The sequence below is a fragment of the Nocardioides sp. genome (assembly GCF_030149505.1).
In the GTDB taxonomy this organism is placed as follows: Bacteria; Actinomycetota; Actinomycetes; order Propionibacteriales; family Nocardioidaceae; genus Nocardioides.
This window is the reverse complement of sequence record NZ_JASBRN010000014.1, coordinates 1-23485: the sequence shown is the minus strand read 5'-3', so window position 1 is coordinate 23485 and position 23485 is coordinate 1. Positions and strand designations below refer to the sequence as shown.

General features: G+C 74.5%; 19 protein-coding genes. 11 read left to right on the top strand and 8 right to left on the bottom strand.

All coding sequences use genetic code 11. The features are described from left to right. The 6 genes from Q1V71_RS02740 to Q1V71_RS02715 all read right to left on the bottom strand — a co-directional run bounded on the left by Q1V71_RS02740 (position 1) and on the right by Q1V71_RS02715 (position 7140). Positions 1 to 678, bottom strand: coding sequence for a class F sortase (locus tag Q1V71_RS02740; RefSeq protein WP_300640459.1), 678 nt, complete (start codon positions 676 to 678; stop codon positions 1 to 3). Positions 679 to 702: 24 nt separating this feature from the next. Then, positions 703 to 1890: a hypothetical protein gene (locus Q1V71_RS02735; protein ID WP_300640456.1), complete on the bottom strand. Its 1188-nt coding sequence runs from the start codon at positions 1888 to 1890 to the stop codon at positions 703 to 705. Positions 1891 to 2216: 326 nt separating this feature from the next. Beyond that, on the bottom strand, positions 2217 to 3494 hold the full coding sequence (ilvA, locus tag Q1V71_RS02730; RefSeq protein ID WP_300640453.1) for a threonine ammonia-lyase IlvA: 1278 nt from the start codon (positions 3492 to 3494) through the stop codon (positions 2217 to 2219). A 132-nt stretch (positions 3495 to 3626) separates the two neighbouring features. After that, on the bottom strand, positions 3627 to 4064 hold the full coding sequence (locus tag Q1V71_RS02725; protein WP_300640450.1) for a hypothetical protein: 438 nt from the start codon (positions 4062 to 4064) through the stop codon (positions 3627 to 3629). Positions 4065 to 4419: 355 nt separating this feature from the next. Beyond that, the gene (locus Q1V71_RS02720) at positions 4420 to 5142 is read right to left on the bottom strand and encodes a hypothetical protein (RefSeq protein ID WP_300640447.1); all 723 of its coding nucleotides are present in this window, start codon (positions 5140 to 5142) and stop codon (positions 4420 to 4422) included. Between the two features lie 108 nt (positions 5143 to 5250). Next, positions 5251 to 7140, bottom strand: a complete 1890-nt coding sequence (locus tag Q1V71_RS02715) for a hypothetical protein (RefSeq protein ID WP_300640445.1) — start codon at positions 7138 to 7140, stop codon at positions 5251 to 5253. Positions 7141 to 7351: 211 nt separating this feature from the next. Here Q1V71_RS02715 and Q1V71_RS02710 point away from each other — a divergent pair, with 211 nt between their 5' ends. Together Q1V71_RS02710 and Q1V71_RS02705 are read left to right on the top strand one after the other, a co-directional pair. After that, a complete protein-coding gene (locus Q1V71_RS02710; RefSeq protein ID WP_300640443.1) occupies positions 7352 to 7858 on the top strand; it encodes a nuclear transport factor 2 family protein in 507 nt (168 codons plus the stop codon). A gap of 222 nt (positions 7859 to 8080) precedes the next feature. After that, positions 8081 to 8533: a PGPGW domain-containing protein gene (locus Q1V71_RS02705; RefSeq protein WP_300640440.1), complete on the top strand. Its 453-nt coding sequence runs from the start codon at positions 8081 to 8083 to the stop codon at positions 8531 to 8533. Here the strand turns inward: Q1V71_RS02705 and Q1V71_RS02700 are convergent. Next, positions 8511 to 8984, bottom strand: coding sequence for a GNAT family N-acetyltransferase (locus Q1V71_RS02700; protein WP_300640437.1), 474 nt, complete (start codon positions 8982 to 8984; stop codon positions 8511 to 8513). The two genes, Q1V71_RS02705 and Q1V71_RS02700, sit on opposite strands and share 23 nt — an antisense overlap. A gap of 65 nt (positions 8985 to 9049) precedes the next feature. Between Q1V71_RS02700 and Q1V71_RS02695 the strand changes: the two genes are divergently transcribed. From Q1V71_RS02695 to Q1V71_RS02675, 5 genes are all read left to right on the top strand, one after another. Continuing rightward, complete coding sequence (locus tag Q1V71_RS02695) at positions 9050 to 9526, top strand: PGPGW domain-containing protein (RefSeq protein ID WP_300640434.1); 477 nt, start codon at positions 9050 to 9052, stop codon at positions 9524 to 9526. Positions 9527 to 9611: 85 nt separating this feature from the next. Beyond that, entirely contained in the window at positions 9612 to 12995 is a 3384-nt protein-coding gene (recC, locus tag Q1V71_RS02690) for an exodeoxyribonuclease V subunit gamma (RefSeq protein ID WP_300640431.1), read from the top strand. Beyond that, the gene (locus Q1V71_RS02685; RefSeq protein ID WP_300640428.1) at positions 12995 to 16342 is read left to right on the top strand and encodes a UvrD-helicase domain-containing protein; all 3348 of its coding nucleotides are present in this window, start codon (positions 12995 to 12997) and stop codon (positions 16340 to 16342) included. Before recC ends, Q1V71_RS02685 begins: the two co-directional genes overlap by 1 nt. Beyond that, the gene (recD, locus tag Q1V71_RS02680; RefSeq protein ID WP_300640425.1) at positions 16339 to 18117 is read left to right on the top strand and encodes an exodeoxyribonuclease V subunit alpha; all 1779 of its coding nucleotides are present in this window, start codon (positions 16339 to 16341) and stop codon (positions 18115 to 18117) included. Before Q1V71_RS02685 ends, recD begins: the two co-directional genes overlap by 4 nt. Positions 18118 to 18170: 53 nt before the next feature. Further along, on the top strand, positions 18171 to 18782 hold the full coding sequence (locus tag Q1V71_RS02675; protein ID WP_300640422.1) for an ACT domain-containing protein: 612 nt from the start codon (positions 18171 to 18173) through the stop codon (positions 18780 to 18782). Between the two features lie 76 nt (positions 18783 to 18858). Here Q1V71_RS02675 and Q1V71_RS02670 read toward each other — a convergent pair whose 3' ends face one another. After that, a complete protein-coding gene (locus Q1V71_RS02670; protein ID WP_300640419.1) occupies positions 18859 to 19362 on the bottom strand; it encodes a nitroreductase family deazaflavin-dependent oxidoreductase in 504 nt (167 codons plus the stop codon). Positions 19363 to 19430: 68 nt separating this feature from the next. On the opposite strand from Q1V71_RS02670, the gene Q1V71_RS02665 reads away from it, so the two are divergent. The 4 genes from Q1V71_RS02665 to Q1V71_RS02650 all read left to right on the top strand — a co-directional run bounded on the left by Q1V71_RS02665 (position 19431) and on the right by Q1V71_RS02650 (position 23362). Further along, on the top strand, positions 19431 to 20375 hold the full coding sequence (locus Q1V71_RS02665) for a 1,4-dihydroxy-2-naphthoyl-CoA synthase (protein WP_300640416.1): 945 nt from the start codon (positions 19431 to 19433) through the stop codon (positions 20373 to 20375). 76 nt (positions 20376 to 20451) lie between these two features. Beyond that, a complete protein-coding gene (locus tag Q1V71_RS02660; RefSeq protein WP_300640413.1) occupies positions 20452 to 21969 on the top strand; it encodes a glutamine synthetase beta-grasp domain-containing protein in 1518 nt (505 codons plus the stop codon). Positions 21970 to 22094: 125 nt separating this feature from the next. Further along, positions 22095 to 22625, top strand: coding sequence for a DUF4333 domain-containing protein (locus Q1V71_RS02655; protein ID WP_300640410.1), 531 nt, complete (start codon positions 22095 to 22097; stop codon positions 22623 to 22625). A gap of 38 nt (positions 22626 to 22663) precedes the next feature. Next, positions 22664 to 23362 (top strand): NAD-dependent deacylase, encoded by a 699-nt coding sequence (locus Q1V71_RS02650; RefSeq protein ID WP_300640407.1) that lies wholly within the window; start codon positions 22664 to 22666, stop codon positions 23360 to 23362. The last annotated feature ends 123 nt before the right edge of the window (positions 23363 to 23485 follow it).

The window sequence follows — 23485 nt, the reverse complement described above, 5'->3', positions numbered from 1 at the left end:
TCAGCGCACGGGGGCGGCGCTCGTGGTGCCTTGCTCGCGGGGCTCGCCGAGCGCGACGGCGAAGACGACCACGTTGGAGGCGTAGCCCGTGCCGTCCCAGTCGGTGCACGAGACCAGGACCAGGCGCCCGTCGCCGGCCTCCTGGCCGAAGACGTCGACCGCGTTCACGGCCAGCTCGTCCTTGTCGTAGACCTTCTTGCGCTGGACGAGGTAGCGCATCGTGCCCTCGGCGGTACGCACGTCGACGACCGCCCCCCGGCGTACGTCGCGGAGCGGGTCGAGCGCGCCGCCGCCGGTCTTCACGGTGTGGCCGGCGATGACCGTCGAGCCGGTCGCCGAGCCGGGCTGCGCGCTGGCGTCCCACCAGCCCACGTCGACCACGTCGCGGGGCGGGTCGAGCACGAGGTCCTCGCTGAGCGCGATCGGCACGACGGGCGCCTCGATGTCGAGCGACGGGACCAGGAGCAGGACGGGATCGGCCGGGTCGAGCGAGCGGTACGCCGACCTCGGCGGCGGCTCCTCCGAGGGGATGACCAGCCCGCCGACCACCAGGCCGCCGCTGAGCAGCAGCAGGGCGGTGCTCACGCTTGCCAGCGCGCCGCTGAGTCGGCCCAGGAACGAGTCCAGCCGGACACCGGGGGAGCGGGTGCTCCCACCGGTGGCCGGCTGGTCGTTCATGCGGTGTCCCTCAGGCTGCGCTGATCAGGCGCGCAGGCTGCGGCGGTAGCTCGCCACGCCCGCACCGGCCGACAGGGCGACCAGGGCCAGCAGCGCCAGGTTGCCGCCGGCACCGAGGCCGTCGTCACCGGGGCCCGCGCTCTCGACGCCCGCGGGCACCGCGGTCGGGACCGGCTGGGGCTGCGGGTTCGGGTCGGGGTCCGGGTCGGGGTCCGGGTCGGCCGCGACGCGGTTGTTGGGGCCGCAGGCGGACTCGCCGATCTGGGCGCTCAGCACCTGGAAGCCGGCGGTCTCGGCCGCAGGCAGCAGGTTGAGGTCCAGCGCGGTGACCTCGATGGAGTCGTCGCTGGGGAACTCCTGCTTGTTGAGCGTGAGTTCCAGAAGGTTCTCTTCGAGTGGGGCAAGTTGAGATCCCACTTGGTTGAGCACCTCCGTCAGTACGTCGGCAGCATCCACCACAGCGGCCACCGGCGCCAGCAGGCCGCCGAGGGCAGTCTCCAGCTGCGTGCGCAGACCTTCAAGGATGGTGTCCACCACCACGCCCAGGTCGGTGAGCAACTTCGTGTTGGGGGGAGCGTTGGTCGGCAGTTCGACGAGATCGATGCGCTGTCCGGCCAGCGAGGCGAACAGTGAGACATCGGTGAGGTCTGCATCCCCCGTGGCCGACCCGGGCTGTGCGGTGCAGAAGCTCTGCACCGCACCGACATCGAGACCGACCTCCAGCCCGGTGGCCCCCAGAACTGCCTCCAAGGCACGGGTGAGGCCTGCCAGAAGCGGCTCCAGAACGGGTGCCAGTGCATCCTGCAACTCCTGCGGGAACGGGTCGCCGAGAAGCTGCAGGTCGGTGAGGTCGATCGTGCCGGCACTGAGGGCGACGTTCTCACCGGGTTCGATGCAGGCGCCGTCGGCCACCTCGACGAGGATGGCCCCGTCACCGGCCAGGCCGGCGCAGGCCGCGGAGAAGCCGCGCCCGTCACGGATGACCGTGCCGGCGTCCTGCGCGAGCGTGCCCAACTGGATGAAGTTCTGGCCGCCGAGGGCGGAGATCGCAGGCTCGTTGGAGCCGGTGGCGGTCTCGCGCTTCCCGTCGTTGGTGACGCTGTAGGTGCCGCTGTCCGTGGGCGTGCCGACCAGCGTGAGGCGCAGCCCCGTGGCGCTGGCCCGTGCGACCGGCTCGGCAGCCAACGCCGGACCGGCGCTGACCGTGAGCACGGCGGCAGTGGTGAGCACCGCGCCGCCGCGTGCGAGTCGTCGTGTCGTGTTCCCCATGTCGGGCACCCTCCCAGGTGGTTCTCGTGTTGTACGCCGACCGCAGGAGCAGCCGGACAGTCCCCCTGTCAGGTGCAACGCGGGAACCGGGGCCGGGTCACGGCCTCGCGCCGGTTTCCTGTGCGGGACAGCAGGCGTGAACGACGGGGCTGATGGGTGGGCCACGTCGCTGTCACCGTACTGCCCGCTCGTGAGCGTGTGAAACGCGGCGCCCGGGCGTGGACCGTGTCGGGGCCGGGGCCGGTCCCCCCGCCCCGGATCGCTCCGTGCTAATGGACGAAGCGGAACAGGGGGCTCTCGGGCGGGACCGGCTCGACCCGCAGGGGCGAGGCGGCCATCCGCGCCAGGAGGGGTGCGTGGTCCGCGGCATCCTGCAGCTCGACCCCCACCAGGGCCGGCCCGGTCTCGCGGTTGTTGCGCTTGACGTACTCGAAGAGCGTGATGTCGTCATCGGGGCCGAGCACCTCGTCGAGGAAGCGGCGCAGTGCCCCCGGCTCCTGGGGGAACTCCACCAGGAAGTAGTGCTTGAGGCCCTCGTGGACGAGCGCTCGCTCGACGACCTCGGCGTAGCGGCTGACGTCGTTGTTGCCCCCGGAGAGGATCACGACGACGGCGCGGCCGTCGGCCGGCCGCTCGTGGGGGCGCAGCTGGTCGAGCGCTGCGCTCGCCAGGGCGCCGGCGGGCTCGGCGATGATGCCGTCGGACTGGTAGAGCGCCAGCATCTCCACGCAGACCGCGCCCTCGGGCACCGCCACGAGCCGGGGCCGGTGCCGGTCGACGACGGCGTGGGTCCAGTCACCGACCCGGCGTACGGCGGCACCGTCGACGAAGCCGTCCAACGACTGCAGGTCCACCGGCGCCCCTGCCGCGAGGGCGGCGGCCATGCTGGCAGCGCCGGCGGGCTCGGCGCCGACGACGGTCACGTGGGGGCGCCGCTCGGCCAGCCAGGTCAGGGAGCCGGCGATCAGCCCGCCGCCCCCGACCGGGACGACGAGGGTGGCGAGGTCCAGGCCCGCCGCCTCGGCCTGCGCGGCGACCTCGCTCGCCACCGTGCCCTGGCCCGTGATCGTGCGGGGGTCGTCGAAGGCGGGCACCGGGGTGGCGCCGGACTCGCGAGCCCACGCCGCGCTGGCTGCGGCCGCGTCGTCGTAGGTGTCGCCGACGATGACGACGTCGACCAGCGAGCCGCCGAGCACCGCGATCCGCTCGCGCTTCTGGCGGGGCGTCGTGCGGGGGAGGTGCACCCGCGCGCGGACTCCGGCCTGCGCGCAGGCCAGCGCGACGCCCTGGGCGTGGTTGCCCGCCGACGCGCAGGTCACGCCACGGGCGCGGGTCCCCTCGTCGAGGGATCCGATGAGCGCGGAGGCGCCGCGCACCTTGTAGGAGCGGACCGGCTGGAGGTCCTCGCGCTTGAGCCACACCTCGAGCCCGGTCGCGTCCGAGAGGCGGGCGCTGCGCTGCAGCGGGGTCGGCTCGAGCACCGCGGCCAGCCTCGCGGTCGCCGCGTCCACGTCCTGCGCGGTCGGCAGGGGGCCGGGGGTGCTCATGGGCCCAGGGTTCCAGACCTCGGAGAGCGCGCCGCCCCGGCCCCGACGCTCGTGGGACGGGGGGAGGCTGGAAAAGACCTGACCCCCGCAGCCGGGGGGCGGGCGCGGGGGTCAGGGACTGGGGGGAGACGCTCAGGGAGCAGGGGTCTCCGTCGCCTCGGTCGGCTCCGGGGTCTCCGTGGGCTCGGCGGTCTCGGTGGGCTCGGCGGTCTCCGTCGGCTGCTCGCCCTGGCACTTCTCGAGCTTGGCGAGCTTCTTCTCGACCCGCTTGGCCTGCGCCTTCTTGGCCTTCTTGGTCTCCTGGACCTCCTCGGTCGCCTCGGCCTCGTCCTCGGTGCCTTCCGCGTCCTCGGCCTCGTCCTTGGCCTCCGCGAACTTCGCCTGGAGGGCCTCGAACTTCGCGACCGCCTTGTCGTACTGCTTCTGCTCCTTGGCGCAGGCCACCTTGTCGGGGCCGTGGCCCTGGTGGTCGTCGGGGTGGGCGGCGGACAGGGACGCGGCGCCGGTCACCATGCCGACGGTCAGGGTGAGGCCGGCAAGCGAGGCCAGGACGGTGCGGGTGTGCTTCACGTGAGACTTCTTGATGGGGGGCTGGCCGGGGGCCGGCAGCGGGTGAGCCCGATCACGGTATGCCCCGAGGGGACCGAAGGCGATGGTCCTAGGACCTTCGGGCACGTGGTTCGAGCCGATCGTGGGAGGGCGGTGTCGAGCAGCCGTGACGGGCGTCAGGATTATCGGCAGCCGACCGGGCCGACCTGAGGGCGAGGCAGGCGTCGTACGTCGGATGGCGACTCAGACGACTCGACCGGAGGGTCTGCGACGTACCTGGTGCGACGCACGCACTCCGGTCGTCAGCGCGTGACGAGGGCAGGAGATGCCGAGGCCCCGCGACCGGACGGTCGCGGGGCCTCCGTGCTGCTGTGGCTCAGGGAAGGCAGAGCGGCGTGCCCGGGATGAGGCAGGTCGGCTCGTCGCTGGGCGTCGCCGTCCCGGTCGGGCTGGTCGTGGCGGTGGCGGTGCCGGTCGGGCTGGTCGTAGCGGTCGCGGTGCCCGTCGGGGAGGTGGTGGCGGTCGCCGTGCCGCTCGGGGAGGCTGTGGCGGTCGGCTCCTCGGCGTCGCAGAGCCCGGGCAGCGGGAGGAACTCGCAGAGCGGGTTCTCCGGGTCGGTCGTGGGGGAGGTCGTCGCCGTCGGGCTCGTCGTGGCCGTGGCCGTGGCCGTGCCAGTGGGGCTGGTGGTCGCGGTCGCCGTACCGGTCGGGCTGGTCGTGGCGGTGGTGGACGGGGAGGATTCGCACTCCTCGAGCTCGCGCTCCGCGCGGTCGAGCTCCTCGCGCGCGTCGGCGACGCGGGCCTTGGCCGCGCGGACCTTCCGCTTCGCCTTGCGCTTCTCGGCCTTGGTGTCGGCCTGCTTGAGCTGCTTCTTGGCGTTGCGCTTCTGCTTCTGCGCGGCCTGCAGCTCGTCCTCGGCGCGCTCGACGGCGCGCTCCTCGTCGGTGCAGTGGTTGCTGCGCTGCGCGGCCTGGGCAGCCGCGTCGATCGTGGGCGAGCCGGCGCCGGCCCAGCCGACGGTCGCGAGGGCCGTCGAGCCGGTCAGCAGCAGGACGCCGAGCAGGGCCGTGATGACGACCTTGAGCTGGGTGCGAACCATGGGTGGGCCTTCCGAAGTGGTGGCGAAACTCCTTTACCGTCGGTCCAACGACGCGGGGGCGGGTCGGTCACGCATGACCTGACCCGCCCCCGCGTTCGTGGGTCTGGGCTACTTCCCGCAGAGCTTCGCGAGCGGCTTCACGCAGACGACCGGCAGGACCGACTGGACAGGCGCCGGGATGATCGACGGCAGCATCGAGGTCACCGGCGCGAGCGCGGTCTCGAGGGCGGTCGGGAGAGCGACCGGGCTCGGCGTGGTGCCCGTGCTCGGGCACAGCCCTGCCGGCAGCTGGGCGTTTCCGTTGGCCGCACTGCACGCCGGGGAGAGCACGGGACTCGCCGCAGCCGTCGCCGACGCGAGCGCCGGAGTGGGCAGCGGGAGTGACGGCGTTGCACCCGTCGACGGGATGAGCGACGTCAGCGCCTCGGGACTCGGAGCGATGGGTGCCACTGCGGACTGAATCGCCTGCGGAAGGGCCTGGAGGTCAGGCGCGGGGGTGCCGGGATCGCCAGGCGACGGAAGAGAAGGCGGCTGCAGGGGCAGCATTCCCACGACGGTGATCAGTGCCGCCTGGACCTGCTCGGTGACCTCCTGAGGGGTCGCTGGCGCTGGAGGCAGCTGCTCCGCAGCATCCTGAAGGGCCGTCATGACGGCTTCCTGCAGCTCCTGCGGAACATCCTGCGGAGCCGGGGCGCCAGGAGTGCCGGGAAGGTCCGGGAGGTTGTCGAGCCCGGGCAGCTCGTCGAGTCCGGGCAGGCCGTCGGGGCTGGGCAGGCCGTCGGGTGCGGGGATGTTGCCGAAGAGGGCCTCGGCGACGGTCTGGACGACGGGGGCGAGCTGCTCGCCGAGGACGGGGATCATCTGGACGCCGTCGATGACGGGGTCCAGGGGCGTGGGCACGGGCTGCTCGCCGTCGCCGTCGCCGTCGCCGTCGCCGTCGCCATCGCCGGGGTCCTCGCCGTCGGGAAGACCGGGGATCGGCAGGGGCAGGTCGCTGGGGTCGGTGGGGATCGGCAGGGCGCTGGGGTCGAGCTCGGGGAGCTGGTCGAGTCCGGGCAGGCCGTCGGGTGCGGGCAGGCCGTCGGGTGCGGGGATGTTGCCGAAGAGGGCCTCTGCGACGGTCTGGACGACGGGGGCGAGCTGCTCGCCGAGGACGGGGATCATCTCGACGCCGTCGATGACGGGGTCCAGGGGCGTGGGCACGGGCTGCTCGCCGTCACCGTCACCGTCGCCGTCGCCGTCGCCGGGGTCCTCGCCGCCGGGAAGACCGGGGATCGGCAGGGGCAGGTCGCTGGGGTCGGTGGGGATGGGGAAGGCGCTGGGGTCCAGGGGCAGGTCGTCGAGACCGGGAAGGGCAGGCGGAGCCGGCGCCGGGCCGCAAAGCAGCGGCAGCGGCAGGACGCAGATGGGGTTCGGGTCGGTCGTCGGCGAGGGCGAGGGGGTCGGCGTCGTGGCCGGAGCGGTGGTGGTGGCCGTGGGCGACGGGGTCGGCGTGACGGTGACCGTCGTCGTGGCGGTCGCGGTCGCAGTGGCCGTGGCGGTCGCCGTCGCGGTGGCGGTGGCCGTCTCGGTCACCGTGGCCGTCGCGGTCGGGGACTCGGTGGGGGAGGCGGTCCCGGTCGACTCCGTGGGGGAGGCGGACGCCGAGGCGCGGCAGGCCTCGAGCTTGATCCGCCGCTGCACGACGGCGTCGGACGCGTCCCGCTGGCGCTGCTTGGCGTCACGGGCCCGCTGCTTGGCCTCTCGGCGCTCCTTCTTGGTCTCGGCGTTGCGGGCGTCGGCTCGGGCGGCGCGCTTCGCCGCGCGAGCGTCCGCGAACTCGGCCTCCGCTGCCGCCAGGGCCTGCTGCTCCGGGACGCAGTCGGCACGCTGCGCGGTGGCCGGCGCGTCGGCGGCGTCGCCAGCCGTGAGCGCGATGGCCGCCACGGAGGCGGTGCCCGTCGTCGCGAGGACGGCTGCCAGTGCAGTGGCAGCGATGGACAACGGCGCACGAACCATGGCGAAGACCCTCCCGAACAACGCGCGGCGCGATGTGTGGGTCGGACAACGAGTGAGTCCGGTCACGATGACGAGGCCACTGCGCGGCGTCTAGACCGGTCGAGGCAGCGCCCGAGCTGCCGGCCCAGCTGCACGCCGCGGGAGCCTGCGCGGCCGGCTGCCCACGCATGAGCCGTGGCGCAGTCCAGCCGGAACCGCTTGGATGCCCGTCGTGAGCAGATGGAGCGCCGCCGAGATCACCCGCGCCTACGAGGTCTTCCACGGCCACGTCCAGGAGTTCACCGAGACCGGCCGGTGGGAGCGGTTCGCCGACCTCTTCACCGAGGACGCGACGTACGTCGAGCACGCCTTCGGGACCTTCCACGGCCGCGACGAGATCCGCGCCTGGTCCGTCCGGACGATGACGAGCTTCCCCGGCGGCACCATGACCGGCTTCCCGCTCGCTTGGCAGGTCGTCGACCCTGACGCCGGGCGGCTGGTGTGCGAGGTGCGCAACCTGATGCCCGACCCCGGCGACGGCTCGCTGCACGAGGAGTCGAACATCACGATCATGACCTACGCCGGGGACGGCATGTTCAGCCGCGAGGAGGACGTCTACAACCCGATGCGGTTCGCCGCCATGACCGTGCGGTGGGCTCGGGTCGCCCAGGCCCACGGGCGGCTCGACGAGGAGGGCGCGGGCTACCTGGAGAAGTACGGCGGCCTCGTCCGCGACTGAAGCTTCGTCAAAGGACGTACCGAAGTTCGAGGCGAACCCGGTTGCCCCGCCTGCCAGCGGTCCGGATGGCCTGGATGAGGCGACTTCGGTCTGCTGCTTGACGACGATGACGGGACTCGCTGCCCACCAGGTGGGCCGGGCGCACGCCACGTCCTCCGGATGGTCACGACCACACCCCCGCCCCGTCACCCGTACGACGTCAGCGACTGCCACCCTGCGCGGATGCGCCGCCTCCTGCTCAGCTCGACGGGCTGGCTGCTGGTGCTCCTCGGGATCGTGCTCTACCCGCTGCCCGGCCCCGGGCTCCTCGTGCTGGTGCTCGGTCTGGCGCTGCTGGGCCGCCACGACCCGTGGGCTGCCCAGCGACTCGCCCCGCTGCGGCACCGGGCCCTGGTGGAGACCCGGCGCTCCGTGGCGACCTGGCCGCGCACCCTGGTCACCGGCGCGCTCACCGTGGGCCTCGGCGCGAGCGGTCTGCTCTGGCTCGCGGACCCCGCACAGCCGACGTGGTGGCCGCTCCCTGCGTGGACCTGGCTGCCGGGCGGCACGTGGACGGGGGTCGGTCAGGTCGGCTCGGGGCTGGTGGGCCTGGCCATCGTGGCGTGGGCACGCGTGCGACTGGGCCCGGGGACCGGCACTCCCGACTCGGAGCTCAGGGCAGCGAGCGGGTCATGAAGACGCTCAGCGGGTCCGGCCGGTAGCGCCCGAACGGCGCGCAGACCTCGAAGCCGTGCCGCAGGTAGAGCCGTCGTGCAGGGGCGAAGAAGTCCTCGGCTCCGGTCTCCAGGGAGACCCGCGACAGCCCGCGCGCACCCGCTTGGTCGAGCACGTGCTCCAGCAGCGCCGTACCCACGCCGCGACCCGTCGCCCCTGCCGCCGTGCGCATCGACTTCAGCTCGCCGTGCCCCGGCTCGACGAGGGTCAGGGCGACGCAGCCGAGGGGAGGGGCGGACGGCCCGGACTCCCGCGCCACCCACACGTCCACCCCCTCTGCCCGCAGCGCCGCGAGGTCCAGTGCGTGCGTGCTCTCGGGCGGGCTGATCGACCGCAGCTCGGCCACGTGCTCCTCGAGCAGCGCGACCACGGCGGGGTCGGTGAGGTCGTCGCGTTCGATGCGCAGTGGCACCCCTCGACCCTAGAACCCTCCGTAGGTGTCTGGTCCGGTTACCGTCCGACTGGCATCCTCGGGGCATGAAGGCCGCCGCGCGCCGCGTGACCCTCGAGGTCGTGGGCTGGACGCTGCTCGTCGCCGGCGTCGCCGCGCTGGTCCTCCCGGGTCCCGGGCTGCTCATGGTGTTCGCGGGCATGGCCGTGCTCTCCCAGCAGTACGACTGGGCCGAGCGCCGCGTCGAGCCGCTGCGCCTGCGGGCGATGCGCGCCGCGGCGTACGGCGTCGCGAAGCCGCACCGGTTGGCTGCCTCGCTCCTGGGCGTGGTGTGGATGTGGGGCTGGGGCGCGGTGTGGATGCTCGAGCCCGCGCAGCCGTCGTGGTGGAGCCTGCCCGACCGGTTCTGGCTGCCCGGCGGGTTCGCCGCGGGCGTCTCCCTCGTGGCCTCGGGCTTCCTGGCGCTGGCGCTCATCATCTGGTCCTACCGGAAGTTCCACGGCGACACCGAGGCCGTCGCCGAGCTCGAGCGCGAGATCGCGCACGCCGACGACGCCGCCTGAGCCGGCGTCCCGGCTGCGCGCCTGTCCGCGCTGATCGGCGCGCGCCCGCTCGTGCTGTCGGAGCGGCCGTCTAGCGTGCTGCCCGATGCCCCTCGTCCTGCACCGCGCCGCCCGCACCGACCAGCTGGTCGACGGGCTCGCCGCGCTGCTGGCCGAGCCCTCGGCGGACCCGTTCGCCGAGGAGCTGGTGGTCGTGCCCGCGCGCGGGGTGGAGCGGTGGCTCACCCAGCGGCTCTCCCACCGTCTCGGTGCCGCCGACGGGCGGGAGGACGGCGTCTGCGCGGGGGTCGCCCTGCGCAGCCCCTGGTCGCTGGTCGCCGAGCTGCTCGGCACCCGCGACGAGGATCCGTGGTCGCCCGAGACCCTGACCTGGCCCCTCATCGAGACCCTCGACGCCTGCCTGGAGGAGGAGTGGGCGGTCCCGCTGGCCCTCCACCTCGGCGCCGGGCGCGACGGCGAGGAGCTCGACCTGCGCCGCGGTCGCCGGTTCGCGGTCGCGCGTCGCCTCGCCGGCCTCTTCGCGTCGTACGCCGTCCAGCGGCCGGCCCTGCTGGCCGACTGGCACGCGGGCGGCCCGGGTGACGGTTGCGGGCGGGCGCTGCCCGAGGACCTCGCCTGGCAGCCGCACCTGTGGCGCCGCGTCGCCGAACGGGTCGAGGCACCCCCGCCGCACCTGCGCCACGAGCAGACCCTCGCTCGGCTCCGCGAGGACCCCGGCTCGTTCGACCTCCCACCCCGGCTCTCGCTGTTCGGCCACACCCGCCTGCCCGGCACCGAGGCGGCGCTGCTCGGGGCGCTGGGCGCCCACCGCGACGTCCACCTGTGGCTGCCGCACCCCTCGGCCGCGCTCTGGTCTGCCCTGGAGCAGGAGGCGGCCGCGGGGCCGGTCACCCGGCGCGAGGACCTCGGCCACCGCGCGGTCTCGCACCCGCTGCTCTCCTCGCTGGGGCGCGACGTGCGCGAGCTCCAGCGCACCCTGGCGACCATCCCCCTCATCGACCGGGGCGTCGAGCCGGACCCGGCCACGCCGGGCACGCTGCTGGGCTGGCTGCAGTCCGACCTGCGCGCCGACCGGGTGCCCGACGCAGCCCTCCGTGCCGCGCGCACGGTCGGCGCGGGCGACCGCTCCGTCCAGGTCCACCGCTGCCACGGACCCGCCCGCCAGGTCGAGGTGCTGCGGGAGGTGCTGCTCGGCCTGCTCGCCGACGACCCCACCCTCGAGCCGCGCGACGTGCTGGTGATGTGCCCCGACATCGAGGCCTACGCGCCGCTGGTGCAGGCGGCCTTCGGCCTCGGCGACGTCGTCGGGGACCCGACGCACCCCGCCCACCGGCTGCGCGTGCGGCTGGCCGACCGGGCGCTGTCCTCGACCAACCCGCTGCTGGCCGTCGCGGCCCGTCTGCTCGACCTGGCCGGCGGTCGCGCGACCGCCAGCGAGGTCGTCGACCTCGCCCACGAGCCGGCCGTGCGCCGGCGCTTCGGCCTGCGCGACGACGACCTCCAGCAGCTCACGTCCTGGGTGCGGGCCACCGGCGTGCGCTGGGCGTTCGACGCCGACCACCGCACCGCGTTCGGACTGGGGTCGGTGGTCAGCCACACGTGGGAGTTCGGGCTGGACCGGCTGCTCGCGGGGGTCGCGATGAGCGACGACACCGGCGCCTGGCTCGACCGCACGCTCCCGCTCGACGACGTCGGTTCCGGCCAGGTCGACCTCGCCGGGCGGGTCGTGGAGATGGTCCGGCGGCTGCGCGAGGTGACCGACCGCCTCGTCGGCACCCACCCGCTCGAGCACTGGCTGGCCACGTTGGCCGAGGGACTGGCCGCCCTGACCTCGGTCGCGCCCGCCGACTCCTGGCAGTCCGGCCAGGTGCAGCGCGAGCTGGCGCGGGTGCGCGAGGCAGCAGCCGAGCGGGGTGCGGTCGACCTGCGGCTGCCCGACGTGCGCGCGCTGCTCTCCGACCGGCTCGGCGGCCGCCCCACGCGCGCCAACTTCCGCACCGGCACCCTGACGGTCTCGACTCTGGTGCCCATGCGCTCGGTCCCGCACCGGGTGATCTGCCTGGTCGGTCTCGACGACGGGGTCTTCCCCCGCGTGGGGACGCTCGACGGCGACGACGTCCTCGCCCGCGACCCCGTCACGGGCGAGCGCGACCCGCGCAGCGAGGACCGCCAGCTCTTCCTCGACGCGGTGCTCGCGGCCACCGAGACGCTGGTGGTCACCTGTACGGGTGCCAACGAGTTCTCCGGCCAGCCGCGACCGCCTGCGGTGCCGGTCGGTGAGCTGCTCGACGCCCTCGACCTCACCGCCACCCCGCCGGTCGGAGCGGACACGGTGGCCGACGCGGTGTCGGTGGAGCACCCGCTCCAGCCCTTCGACGAGCGCAACTTCACCGCCGGAGCGCTCGGGTCACCGACCCCGTTCTCCTTCGACGCCGTCGCCCTGACGGCCGCCGGTGCCGCGCGTGGCGATCGCGAGCCGGTGCCCCCGTTGCTGGTCGGCCCCCTGCCGCCGGTCCCGGCCGCCGACGTCCAGCTCGACGACCTGGTCACCTTCTTCACCAAGCGCGGCGGCCCGGTCGCCGGCTTCCTGTCCGCGCAGCGGCTCGACCTGGCGCTGCCCCGCGACGACGACCCGCTGCTCGACGCCCTCCCGGTCGAGCTCGACCAGCTGCAGCGCTGGCAGGTCGGCGACCGGCTGCTCCACGACCTCCTGGCGGGAGCCGACCCCGAGCAGGCGCGGCAGCAGGAGTGGCGCCGCGGCGAGCTCCCGCCCGGCCAGCTCGGCTGGCGGCTGCTCACCGAGCTCGTCTCCCAGGTGGTGCCGATCGCCGAGGAGGTGGCCCGGCTCCGCACGCGCCCGGCCACCCAGGTCGATGTCGACGTCGACCTCGGAGGTGGTCGCCGCCTGCGCGGCACCGTGCCGGAGGTCTTCGGCGACCGGCTGGTCCCCGTCTCCTTCTCCCGGCTGGGGGCCACCCATCGGCTGACGTCCTGGATCCGGCTGCTCGCCCTGGCCGCCTCCGACGAGGAGCGCAGCTGGACCGCCCACACCGTCGGTCGCCCCACCTCCACCCGGGCGCCCGGGGCCTGGGCCACCTCGCTGCTCGGCCCCGTCGACCACCGGGCGGTCGACCTGGTCCGCGACCTGGTGGCGCTCCGCGACGCCGGGCTGTGCGAGCCGCTGCCGGTCCCGTTGAAGGCTTCGCTGTCCTACGCCCGGGTCCGGCGTACCCAGGGCAGCGTCGACGAGGCGCTGCGCAAGGCCGGCTGGGACTGGGACGACGGGCGCTACCCCGGCGAGTGCTCCGACCCGGCCCACGTCGCGGCGTGGGGCCGCGGCGCCGCCCTCCCCGGTCTCGACCGTGCCCCCGGTCCCGGCGAGGAATCGTCTGGCGAGACCACCCGGTTCGGCGCGCTGGCGATGCGGCTGTGGGGCCCGCTGCTGACCAGCGAGCAGGGGAGCTGGTGATGAGCGCCCCCGCACCCTTCGACGTCACCGGGCCGCTCCCCGGGCCCGGCACCACGCTGCTCGAGGCCAGCGCCGGCACCGGCAAGACCTACACCGTCGGCGCCCTCGTCACCCGCTACGTCGCCGAGGGCATCGCCGAGCTCGGCGAGATGCTCGTCATCACCTTCGGGCGGGCCGCCAGCCAGGAGCTGCGCGAGCGGGTCCGGCGCGCGCTCGTCACCGCGGAGCGGGCGCTGGCCGCGCCTGACCGCGCCGACCCCGACGACACCGTGGTGGCGTGGCTGCTGGCCCGCGACCCGGCCGAGCACCCGGTCATGCGCGAGCGCCTGCGCGACGCGCTGGCCGACATCGACAGCGCCACGATCGCCACGACCCACCAGTTCTGCCAGCTGGTGCTGCGCTCGCTCGGCGTCGCCGGCGACACCGAGGTCGGGGCGCGTCTGGTCGAGGACCTCGACGACCTGCTCGTGGAGGTCGTCGACGACCTCTACCTCGCCCGGTACGCCGCCGCCCGCGACCGCCCGCCCTTCGACCGCGCCGGCGCGCTGGAGGTGGCACGCGCCGTCGTCGGCGACCCGCAGGCCACGCTCCCCGAGGCCCCCGGGGCCGCGCCGGCCGCGGCGGAGCGCGTCGCCTTCGCGCGCGCCGTCCGCGAGGAGCTCGACCGACGCAAGCGCCGTCTCGGCCTGCTCGGCTACGACGACCTGCTCAGCCGGCTCGATGCGGCGCTGGCCGACCCGACCGCCCCCGCGCGCCAGCGGATGCGCGGGCGGTGGCGGATCGTCCTGGTCGACGAGTTCCAGGACACCGACCCGGTCCAGTGGAGCGTGCTGGAGCGTGCCTTCCACGGTCACGCCCGGATGGTGCTCATCGGTGATCCCAAGCAGGCGATCTACGCCTTCCGCGGCGGCGATGTCGTCACCTACCTCGCCGCCGCCGAGAAGGCCACCACCCACGCCACCCTGGGCACCAACCGGCGCTCCGACGCCGCCCTGGTCAGCAGCGTCCAGACGGTCCTGCACGGCGCGGCCCTGGGCGACCCCCGGATCGTCGTGCACCCGGTCGACGCGCACGAGCAGCGCTCCCGACTCCAGGGTGCCCCCCACCCCCCTCCCTTCCGGCTGCGCCGACTCCCGCGCGACGGGTTCCGGCTTAAGCGCGACCTGGTCGCCGCCCCCGAGGCTCGCGCGCGGATCGCCGAGGACTGCGCCGACGACATCGCCGCCCTGCTCGCCGCCCGCCCGACCTGGGACGGCGAGCCGCTGCGGGCCGAGCAGGTCGCGGTCATCGTCGCCGTGCGCGACCACGGGCTGCTGGTCCAGCGTGAGCTGGAGGCGCGCGGGGTCCCCGCCGTGCTCGCCGGCGGGGGGCACCTCCTGCGCACCCCGGCCGCGGCCGAGTGGACCGCCCTGCTCGAGGCGATGGTGCAGCCGCACCGCTCCGGACTGGTCCGTGCGGCCGCGCTGACCAGCTTCCTCGGCCACGACGCGGCCACGCTGGACGCCCGGGGCGAGCAGCTCACCGGCGAGGTCGCCGACCTGCTGCGCGGCTGGGCCCTGGTGGTCCGGGGCCGCGGGGTGGCAGCGCTCCTCGAGGCCGCCGACGAACGCGGTCTCGGTGCCCGGGTGCTCGCGCGCGAGGGCGGCGAGCGGCTGCTGACCGACCTGCGCCACCTCGGGCAGCTGCTGCACGAGACGGCCGTGCGCGAGCAGCTCGGGCTCACCGGCGTACTCGCGTGGCTCCGCGAGGAGCAGCGCGGATCCGGGGAGCGTCCGCGTCGTCTCGACTCCGACGCCGCCGCGGTCCAGATCGTCACGGTCCACGGCTCCAAGGGCCTGGAGTACCCCGTCACCTACCTCCCCTTCGCCTACCAGCACTTCCCGTTCCCGACCTCGGTTGCGCGCTACCACCACGACGGCGAGCGGGTGCTCGACGTCAGCGGCGGCGGCACGGAGTGGTCCACGCGGCTCGCCGCGCACCGCACCGAGGAGGCAGGCGAGGAGCTACGCGACCTCTACGTCGCGCTCACCCGCGCGCAGTCGCAGGTCGTGGCCTGGTGGGCCCCCACCGCCAACACCCGCCACGGGGGGCTGCACCGGCTGCTCTTCGGTCGCCGCCCCGGCGACGCGCACGTCCCCGACGAGGTCGAGCCGCGCGACGACGTCTACGCCGCGCGCGTCCTCGACCTGCTCGAGCAGATGGGCGGCCCGGCCGCGGAGGTGGTGGAGCCGGTCGACGCCCGGCCGGAGCAGCCCCGCGCGCAGGGGAGTGCGCTGTCGGCGCGCAGGTTCGAGCGCGCCGTCGACGGCTCGTGGCGGCGTACGTCGTACTCCGGGCTGGTCCGCGTGGAGGAGCAAGCCGGCCCCTCCGTCGGCAGCGAGCCGGACCGCGCCGGGCTCAGCGACGAGCCGGACGCCCCCGAGGTCCTCGATGGGCGGGTCGCCGCGGAGGATCCTGCGGAGGCGCCGGTCTCCCCGATGGCCGACCAGCCGGCGGGCGCGGCCTTCGGCTCGCTCGTCCATGCGGTGCTCGAGCACGCCGACCCCGACGCCCCCGACCTGCTGGAGGAGCTGCGCGCCCGCGTCGCCGAGGAGCGCCGCTGGTGGCCGGTCGAGGTCGACACCGACGCCCTCGCCGCGGCGCTGGTGCCGCTACACCACACGCCGCTCGGCCCGTTGGCCGGCGACGTGACCCTGGCCGAGATCCCGCTGCGTGACCGGTTGCGCGAGCTCGACTTCGAGCTTCCGCTCGCGGGCGGCGACCGCGACGGCAGCGGTGGGGCCGGGTCCTACCCTGCGCCCGGTCGGGTCGGCGACCTCGCCACCCTCCTCGAGCGGCACCTGCCGGCCGACGACCCGATGCGCCCCTACGCTGCCCGGCTGGCGCGACCGCCTCTGGCCGACCAGGCGCTCACCGGCTACCTCGGCGGCTCGGTCGACGCGGTGTTGCGGGTGGGGGCCGGGGCCGACCAGCGGTTCCTCGTCGTGGACTACAAGACCAACCTGCTCGGGGAGCAGGGTCGGGCGCCGACCGCGGCCGACTACGCGCCCGCCCGGCTCGCCGAGGCGATGCTGCACAGCCACTACCCGCTCCAGGCACTGCTCTACAGCGTCGTGGCCCACCGCTACCTGCGCTGGCGGCTGGCCGGCTACGACCCCGACCGGCACCTCGGCGGCGTGCTCTACCTCTACCTCCGCGGCATGTGCGGACCGGAGACCCCGACGGAGGACGGCGTCCCCGCCGGCGTCTTCTCCTGGCGGCCCCCGACGGCGCTGGTGCTCGAGCTCTCCGACCTGCTCGACGGCTCGCCCGCCACCGTCACAGCCACGGCAGGGGGTGCACGGTGATCGAGCGCTTCGAGACCGACGACCCGCACGACCACCGGCTGGTCCCGGGGCTGGGTGGGCTGCTCGGCACCTTCAACGCCGCCGGCGTCCTCACCGCTGCCGACGTGCACACCGCGAACCGCCTCGGGGAGCTCTCCGGTGAGGACGACGAGCGGCTGCGCCTGGCCGTGGCGCTGGCGGTGCGCGCGGCCCGGCACGGCTCGGTCTGCGTCGACCTGTCCGCCCTCGCCGACGGCGACGACCTGCCCTGGCCCGACCCCGCCGGCTGGGTGCAGGACGTCGCCTCCAGCAGGTACGCCGCCGCCTCGGTGGTCCGGGTCGAGCACGACCTGCTCTACCTCGACCGCTACTGGCGTGAGGAGGGCCAGGTGCGCGACGACCTGGTCCGCCGGGCCGGGGCCGCCCCGCCCGTCGTCGACGAGGCGCTGCTCGCCGCCGAGGCCGCACGGCTCTTTCCCGGCGTGGGCTCGGCCGACCAGCGCGCGGTCGCCCTGGCCGCGGCCCGGCAGTGGACGACCGTCCTCACGGGCGGTCCTGGCACCGGCAAGACGACCACCGTCGCCGGCCTGCTGGCGCTGCTCACCGCCGAGGCGGCGGCAGGACCCGACCCCCGCGAGCTCCGGATCGCCCTCACCGCTCCCACCGGCAAGGCCGCGGCCCGGCTCCTGGAGTCGGTGCGCGAGGCCCAGCAGCGCGAGGGCAGCCCCTTCGACGCCGCGGACCGGGAGCGGCTCGGCTCGCTCACCGCGACCACCATGCACCGGCTGCTGGGGTGGCGGCCCGACTCCGGCACCCGCTTCCGCCACCACCGTGGCAACACGCTGCCCCACGACGTGGTCGTGGTCGACGAGACCTCCATGGTCTCGCTCACGATGATGGCCCGGCTCCTGGAGTCGGTGCGCGCCGACACCCGCCTCGTCCTCGTCGGCGACCCCGACCAGCTCGCCTCGGTCGAGGCCGGCGCGGTCCTCGCCGACCTGGTGGGCGGGCTGGCGCTCCGGGCCCCGGCCGCGGTCACCGGGCTCACGACGACCCACCGTTACGGCGCTTCCATCGGCGGCCTCGCCCAGGCCTTGCGCGACGGCGATGCCGACGAGGTCCTGCGTCGTCTCGACGCCGGCGACCCCGAGGTCGCTCGCGCCGACCCGGAGGAGCCCGCCACCCTGGCCGCCCTGCGCGAGCGGCTGGTGGCCCAGGCCCGCGAGCTGCACGCGCTGGCGGGTGCCGGTCGCGCCGAGGAGGCGCTTGCGCTGGCCGAGCAGCACCGGCTGCTCTGCGCCCACCGCGACGGCCCGCACGGGGCACGCCACTGGAACGCCCAGGTCGAGCGGCTGCTCGGGGAGGAGCTCGGCCTCTACCTCGGCGCGCAGGGTCAGGAGTGGTACGCCGGTCGACCGGTCCTCGTGACCAGCAACGACTACGGGCTCGGGCTCTTCAACGGCGACACCGGCGTGACGGTCCGACCGACCGGTGCGGAGGACCTCCGGGTCGTCGTGGGCGGGTCGGCGACGGCGTACGCGACCTCGAGGCTGGCCGACGTCGAGACCCTGCACGCCATGACGGTGCACAAGAGCCAGGGCAGCCAGGCGCGGCACGTCACCGTGCTGCTGTCGCCCGAGGAGTCGCCGCTGCTGACCCGGGAGCTGCTCTACACCGCGGTCACCCGGGCCACCGACAGCGTCCTGGTCGTGGCGACCGAGGCGGCCGTGCGCGCCGCCGTCGAGCGACGGGTCCAGCGGGCCAGCGGCCTGCGTCAGCGCCTCGCCGCCGGCTGAGCGGCAGGCGCGGCCGAAATGACCCCGCAACCTGCGGCCGTTACCCTCGCGGCGTGCCGTTCCTGCTGCGAGTCGAGCTCCCCGACGTACCCGGATCCCTGGGTCGTCTCGCGAGCGCGATCGGTGAGGCCGGCGGCGACATCGAGGCGATCGAGATCGTCGAGAAGCGCCACGACGCCGGCACGGCCGTCGACGACGTGCTGCTCGAGCTGCCGCCCGGCGCGATGCCGGACACCATCGTCTCGGCGTGCAACCTGCTGCCGGGCGTGCGCGTGGTGTGGATCAGCAGGTACGGCGCCGGCGGCAACCTCTTCCTCGACCTCGAGGCCGTGGAGGAGCTGACCGCCAACCCGGAGGAGGCGCTGGACCGGCTGGTCGACCTGCTTCCGGTGACCTTCCGCGCCGACTGGGCCGCGCGCGTCCACCGCGTGCAGGGCACGCGCTACGCCACCGAGGCAGCGCCGTCGGAGCTGCCGTTCCACGACCTGGTGCGCACCGAGCGGATCGAGGCCGAGGGCGACGACGTCAACGTCATGGTGGCCGCGCGCCTGGGCGGCAACGAGATCGTGGTCGTCGGGCGCCGCGGCGGCCCGGAGTTCCTGGACTCCGAGGTCGCGAGGGTCGGGCACCTCGCGGGCCTGGCGATGTCGATCCAGAGGGACTGACTCCACCCCGACCAGTGGGTGAGTGACTCGCGTCAGTCGCGCTCGGCGCGCTCGTCACCGGGTCTCGACACGCGGGTCACGGCTTCGCAGGCTCAGCCGTGCCGCTCGCTCGACCGCCATCAGCGAGTCCGCTGGCGCGTCCTCGCTCCAGCACGAAGACCGGGATCTCGCGCTCGGTGCTGGCCTGGTACTCGTCGTACCGCGGGAAGACCGCGACCGAACGCTCCCACCACACCGCACGCTCCTCGCCCTCGGCGATCCGGGCCCGGTAGGGGTGCTTCTCCGCCCCGTCCTGGAGGTCGACCTCGGGGTGGGCGACGAAGTTGTGGAACCACTCGGGGTGCTCGGGGTGACCGCCCTTCGAGGCGACAGCGGCGTACGCCCCGTCGTGCTCGACCCGCATGACGGGGTTCTTGCGCAGCTTGCCGGACTTGTGGCCCACCGAGGTGATGACGACGATCGGCCACTCAGGGTGGTCGGGCAGCGTGTTGGCGCGCTGGCCGTCGGAGGCCTCGAACTCCGCGACCTGGTCGCGGACCCACTGCGAGGAGCTGGGGACGTACTCACCTGTCAGAGCCATGTCGCACACAACACCACGGGTCGGACCGCTGTTCCAGCCTGCTGAGACGACCTCGTAGGTTGCGACCCATGAGCGCGATCCAGGGAGTGTCCGACACCTTCGACCCCGAGGCCTGGGACGAGGTCCCCGGCTTCGAGTCGCTGACCGACCTGACCTACCACCGGGCCAAGGCGCACGGGACGGTCCGGGTCGCCTTCGACCGGCCCGACGTGCTCAACGCCTTCCGCCCGCACACCGTCGACGAGCTGCTCTCGGTGCTCGAGCACGCCCGCACCAGCGCCGACGTCGGGTGCGTGCTGCTCACCGGCAACGGCCCGAGCCCCAAGAACGGCAAGCACTCCTTCTGCACCGGCGGCGACCAGCGGATCCGCGGGAAGGCGGGCTACCAGTACGAGGCGGTCGACGCCGGGGCGGCCGACACCGGCGCCGAGGAGCCGAGCCCGATCGACCGGGCGAAGCTGGCGCGGCTGCACATCCTGGAGGTGCAGCGGCTGATCCGGTTCATGCCGAAGGTCGTCATCTGCGTGGTCCCCGGCTGGGCCGCCGGCGGCGGCCACTCCCTGCACGTGGTCTCCGACCTGACCCTGGCCAGCCTCGAGCACGCGCGGTTCAAGCAGACCGACGCCGACGTCGGCTCCTTCGACGGCGGGTACGGCTCGGCGTACCTCGCTCGGCAGGTCGGGCAGAAGCACGCCCGCGAGATCTTCTTCCTCGCCGAGGAGTACTCCGCCGAGGACGGCGTGCGGATGGGCACGGTCAACCGCGCGGTGCCGCACGCCGACCTCGAGCGCGTCGCGCTGGAGTGGGGCCGCACCATCAACGGCAAGAGCCCCACGGCGATCCGGATGCTGAAGTACGCCTTCAACCTCCCCGACGACGGCCTGGTCGGCCAGCAGCTCTTCGCCGGCGAGACGACGCGCCTGGCCTACATGACCGACGAGGCCCAGGAGGGCCGCGACCAGTTCCTGGAGAAGCGCGACCCGGACTGGTCGCCCTACCCCTGGTACTACTGAGCGGCACTCGGTCCGGGGGCCCGGCTACACGCGTCGGGGGGAGCGCGCCGGGGCTCCTGCGCTGCTAGAACGGACCATGACCGAGGCGCCCTGGACCCCCCACCCGATCGAGCGCGTGCTGGGCAAGGCACGCTCCGACCTGTCCTGGGAGGACCTGGTCGAGGCGGTCGAGCGGCTGGGCCTCGAGCAGGTCGACCTTCGGTACGTCGGCGGCGACGGTCGCCTGAAGTCGATCGCCTTCCCGATCGGCTCGCGCGAGCAGCTGGTCGCGGTGCTGGTGCGGGGTGAGCGGGTGGACGGGTCCAGCGTCTTCGGCGGCGCGTCGACCGAGGACAGCGACGTCTACGTCGTGCCGCGCTGGAGCACCGCCTTCGTCAACCCGTTCGGCACGCGGCCCTCGCTCGACCTGCTCTGCTCCTTCTACGACTCCGACGGCGAGCCGCTCGCGCACGCCCAGGACCAGGTCGTCCGGCGGGCGGCCGAGGAGCTGACCGCCGAGACCGGGCTGGTCCTCGAGGCGTTCGGCGAGCTGGAGTACTACCTGGTCTCCGAGCCCGACCCGCTGTACGCCGTCGAGCCCGAGCGCGGCTACCAGGAGTCGCCTCCGTTCTCCAAGTACCGACAGGTGCGCGAGGAGGTGCTGCGCCACCTCGCCTCCTTCGGGATCGCCACGAAGTACGTCCACGGCGAGGTCGGCAGTGCGGTGGAGGGCGGCCGCCAGCTGGTGCAGCACGAGATCGAGCTGCTCCCCGTGCCGGTGCCGGAGGCGGCCGACGCGCTGGTGATCACGAAGTGGCTGGTCCGGGAGGTCGCGCACGCGCACGGGCTCGAGGCGACCTTCGCGCCCTCGGTCACCGCCGATGGCGCGGGCAACGGGCTGCACGTGCACAGCCGGCTGGTGCGGCCGGCCGACGGACGCAGCGGGGGAGAGCCGGTCAACGTCATCGTCGACAACGAGGGCCTCACCGACACCGGCAAGCGGCTGGTGGCCGGCTACCTCGGGGCCGCCCGGGCGCTGTCGGCCTTCGGGAACACCGTGCCGACGTCGTACCTCCGGCTCGAGGAGGGCGACGAGTCGCCCGAGGGGATCTGCTGGGGCGAGACCGACCGGACCGGCCTCGTCCGTGTGCCCCTGGCCTGGGTCGGCGACGTGCTGCCCGGGATGGTCGCGCACGCCAACCCCGGCACCGGCGGGGCGCTGCCGGACCTCGGCGTCCACCCGCAGACCGTCGAGCTGCGGCTCGGCGACGGCTCGGCCGACGTGCACCTGCTGCTCGCCGGGATGGCGCTGGCCGCGCGGCGCGGCCTGACCGATCCCGACAGCCTGGCGCAGGCCGAGCGGCTACGGGCGGACGGGGACGACGGGGACGTGGCCGGGGACCCCGAGCAGCTGCCCACCTCGTGCGCGGAGTCGGCCGACGCGCTGGAGGAGGACAGGGCGCTGTTCGAGGCCGACGGAGTCTTCCCGGGACGGCTGGTCGACGAGACGATCGAGCAGCTCCGGGAGCGGCATGCGGCCACCCGGGGGAGGCGGACCCGCAAGGACGCCTCGGCCCGGGAGGAGCTCGTCCGCCGCTACTGGCACGTCGGCTGAGCCGGGCGGGGCGCGGGTGGTCCGGACCAGTCGGTCCGGGGGTCGGGATCTGCCACCGCGGCGCCGACCCAGGAGGAGACTCCTCGCGACGGGCCGCCGGTGTCCGCCCACCGAGAGGCACCACCATGCGTCGTACGTCCCGATCCACCCTGGCCGCCCTTGCTGCGGCCGCCACCCTCGGGCTGGTGGGCTGCAGCGGCGAGGTCTCGGTCGGCAGTGACCCCAGTGTCGAGCAGACCAGCCTCGAGGAGCAGGTGGCCGAGGCCTTCACCGGCGACGGGGCGGACACGGTGGAGGTCGCGTGCGAGGGCGACCTCGCGGCCGAGGAGGACGCCACGCAGGACTGCCTGGCCACCTTCGACGGCGCCGACATCGGGGTGCGGCTGACCGTCGACCAGGTCGAGGGCGACCAGGTCGACTACTCCCCGGTCTTCTACGTGACGGTCGAGGAGCTGGAGGCCACGGTCGAGGAGACCTACGTCGGCCAGGGCGTGTCGGTCGACAGCGTGACGTGCGACGGCGAGCTGCTGGGCGAGGTGGGTGCCACGGCGAGCTGCGAGGTCACCTCGGCGGTCGACGGTGACGCCACCATCGAGACCGTCACGACGTCCGCGGACGGGCCGGACATCGCCTACGACCTCAACGTCGTCGGCTGAGCCGAGGCTGACCCCCGGGGTCCACTACCGTGTCGGGCGTGAAGGTCGTCGTCCTCACCGGCGCCGGCATCTCCGCCGAGAGCGGGGTGCCGACCTTCCGCGACGCCGACGGGCTGTGGGAGGGCCACCGGGTCGAGGACGTCGCGACGCCGGAGGCCTACGAGCTCTCGCCCATCACGGTGCACCGCTTCTACGACGCCCGCCGCGCCGCGCTGCTCGCGGTGGACCCCAACCCGGCGCACACCGCGCTCGCCCCGCTCGAGCGGGAGCTGGGCGACGACCTGCTCGTCGTCACCCAGAACATCGACGACCTGCACGAGCGGGCCGGCTCCGAACGCGTCCTGCACATGCACGGCGAGCTGCGCTCCGCGCTGTGCCGCGCCTGCCACGGCCGGCACCGGTGGGACCACGACCTGGTCGACCTGCCCCCGTGCCCGGGCTGCGGGGTGACCGAGCTGCGCCCGGACGTCGTGTGGTTCGGCGAGATCCCCTACGAGATGGACCGGATCGCCGTCGAGCTCGCCCGCGCCGACCTCTTCGTCTCCATCGGCACCTCGGGTGCGGTCTACCCGGCAGCCGGCTTCGTGCGACAGGCGATGAGGTACGGCGCCCGCACCCTCGAGCTCAACCTCGAGCCCTCCGAGGGGACCGTGTGGTTCCACGAGGCGCGTCACGGCCGGGCCGGAGAGCTCGTGCCCGAGTGGGTCGAGGAGCTGCTCTCGGGCGTCAGCCGGTAGCGGCCGCGAGCGGGGGTAGTCCGAAAACATTTTACACCGCCGCTCGCGCGGAGGGTGAAAAAGAGTTAGGACGACCCCCGTCCCGGCCGCGCCGCAGCGCCGGGGCGCCGCGCACCGCACCCG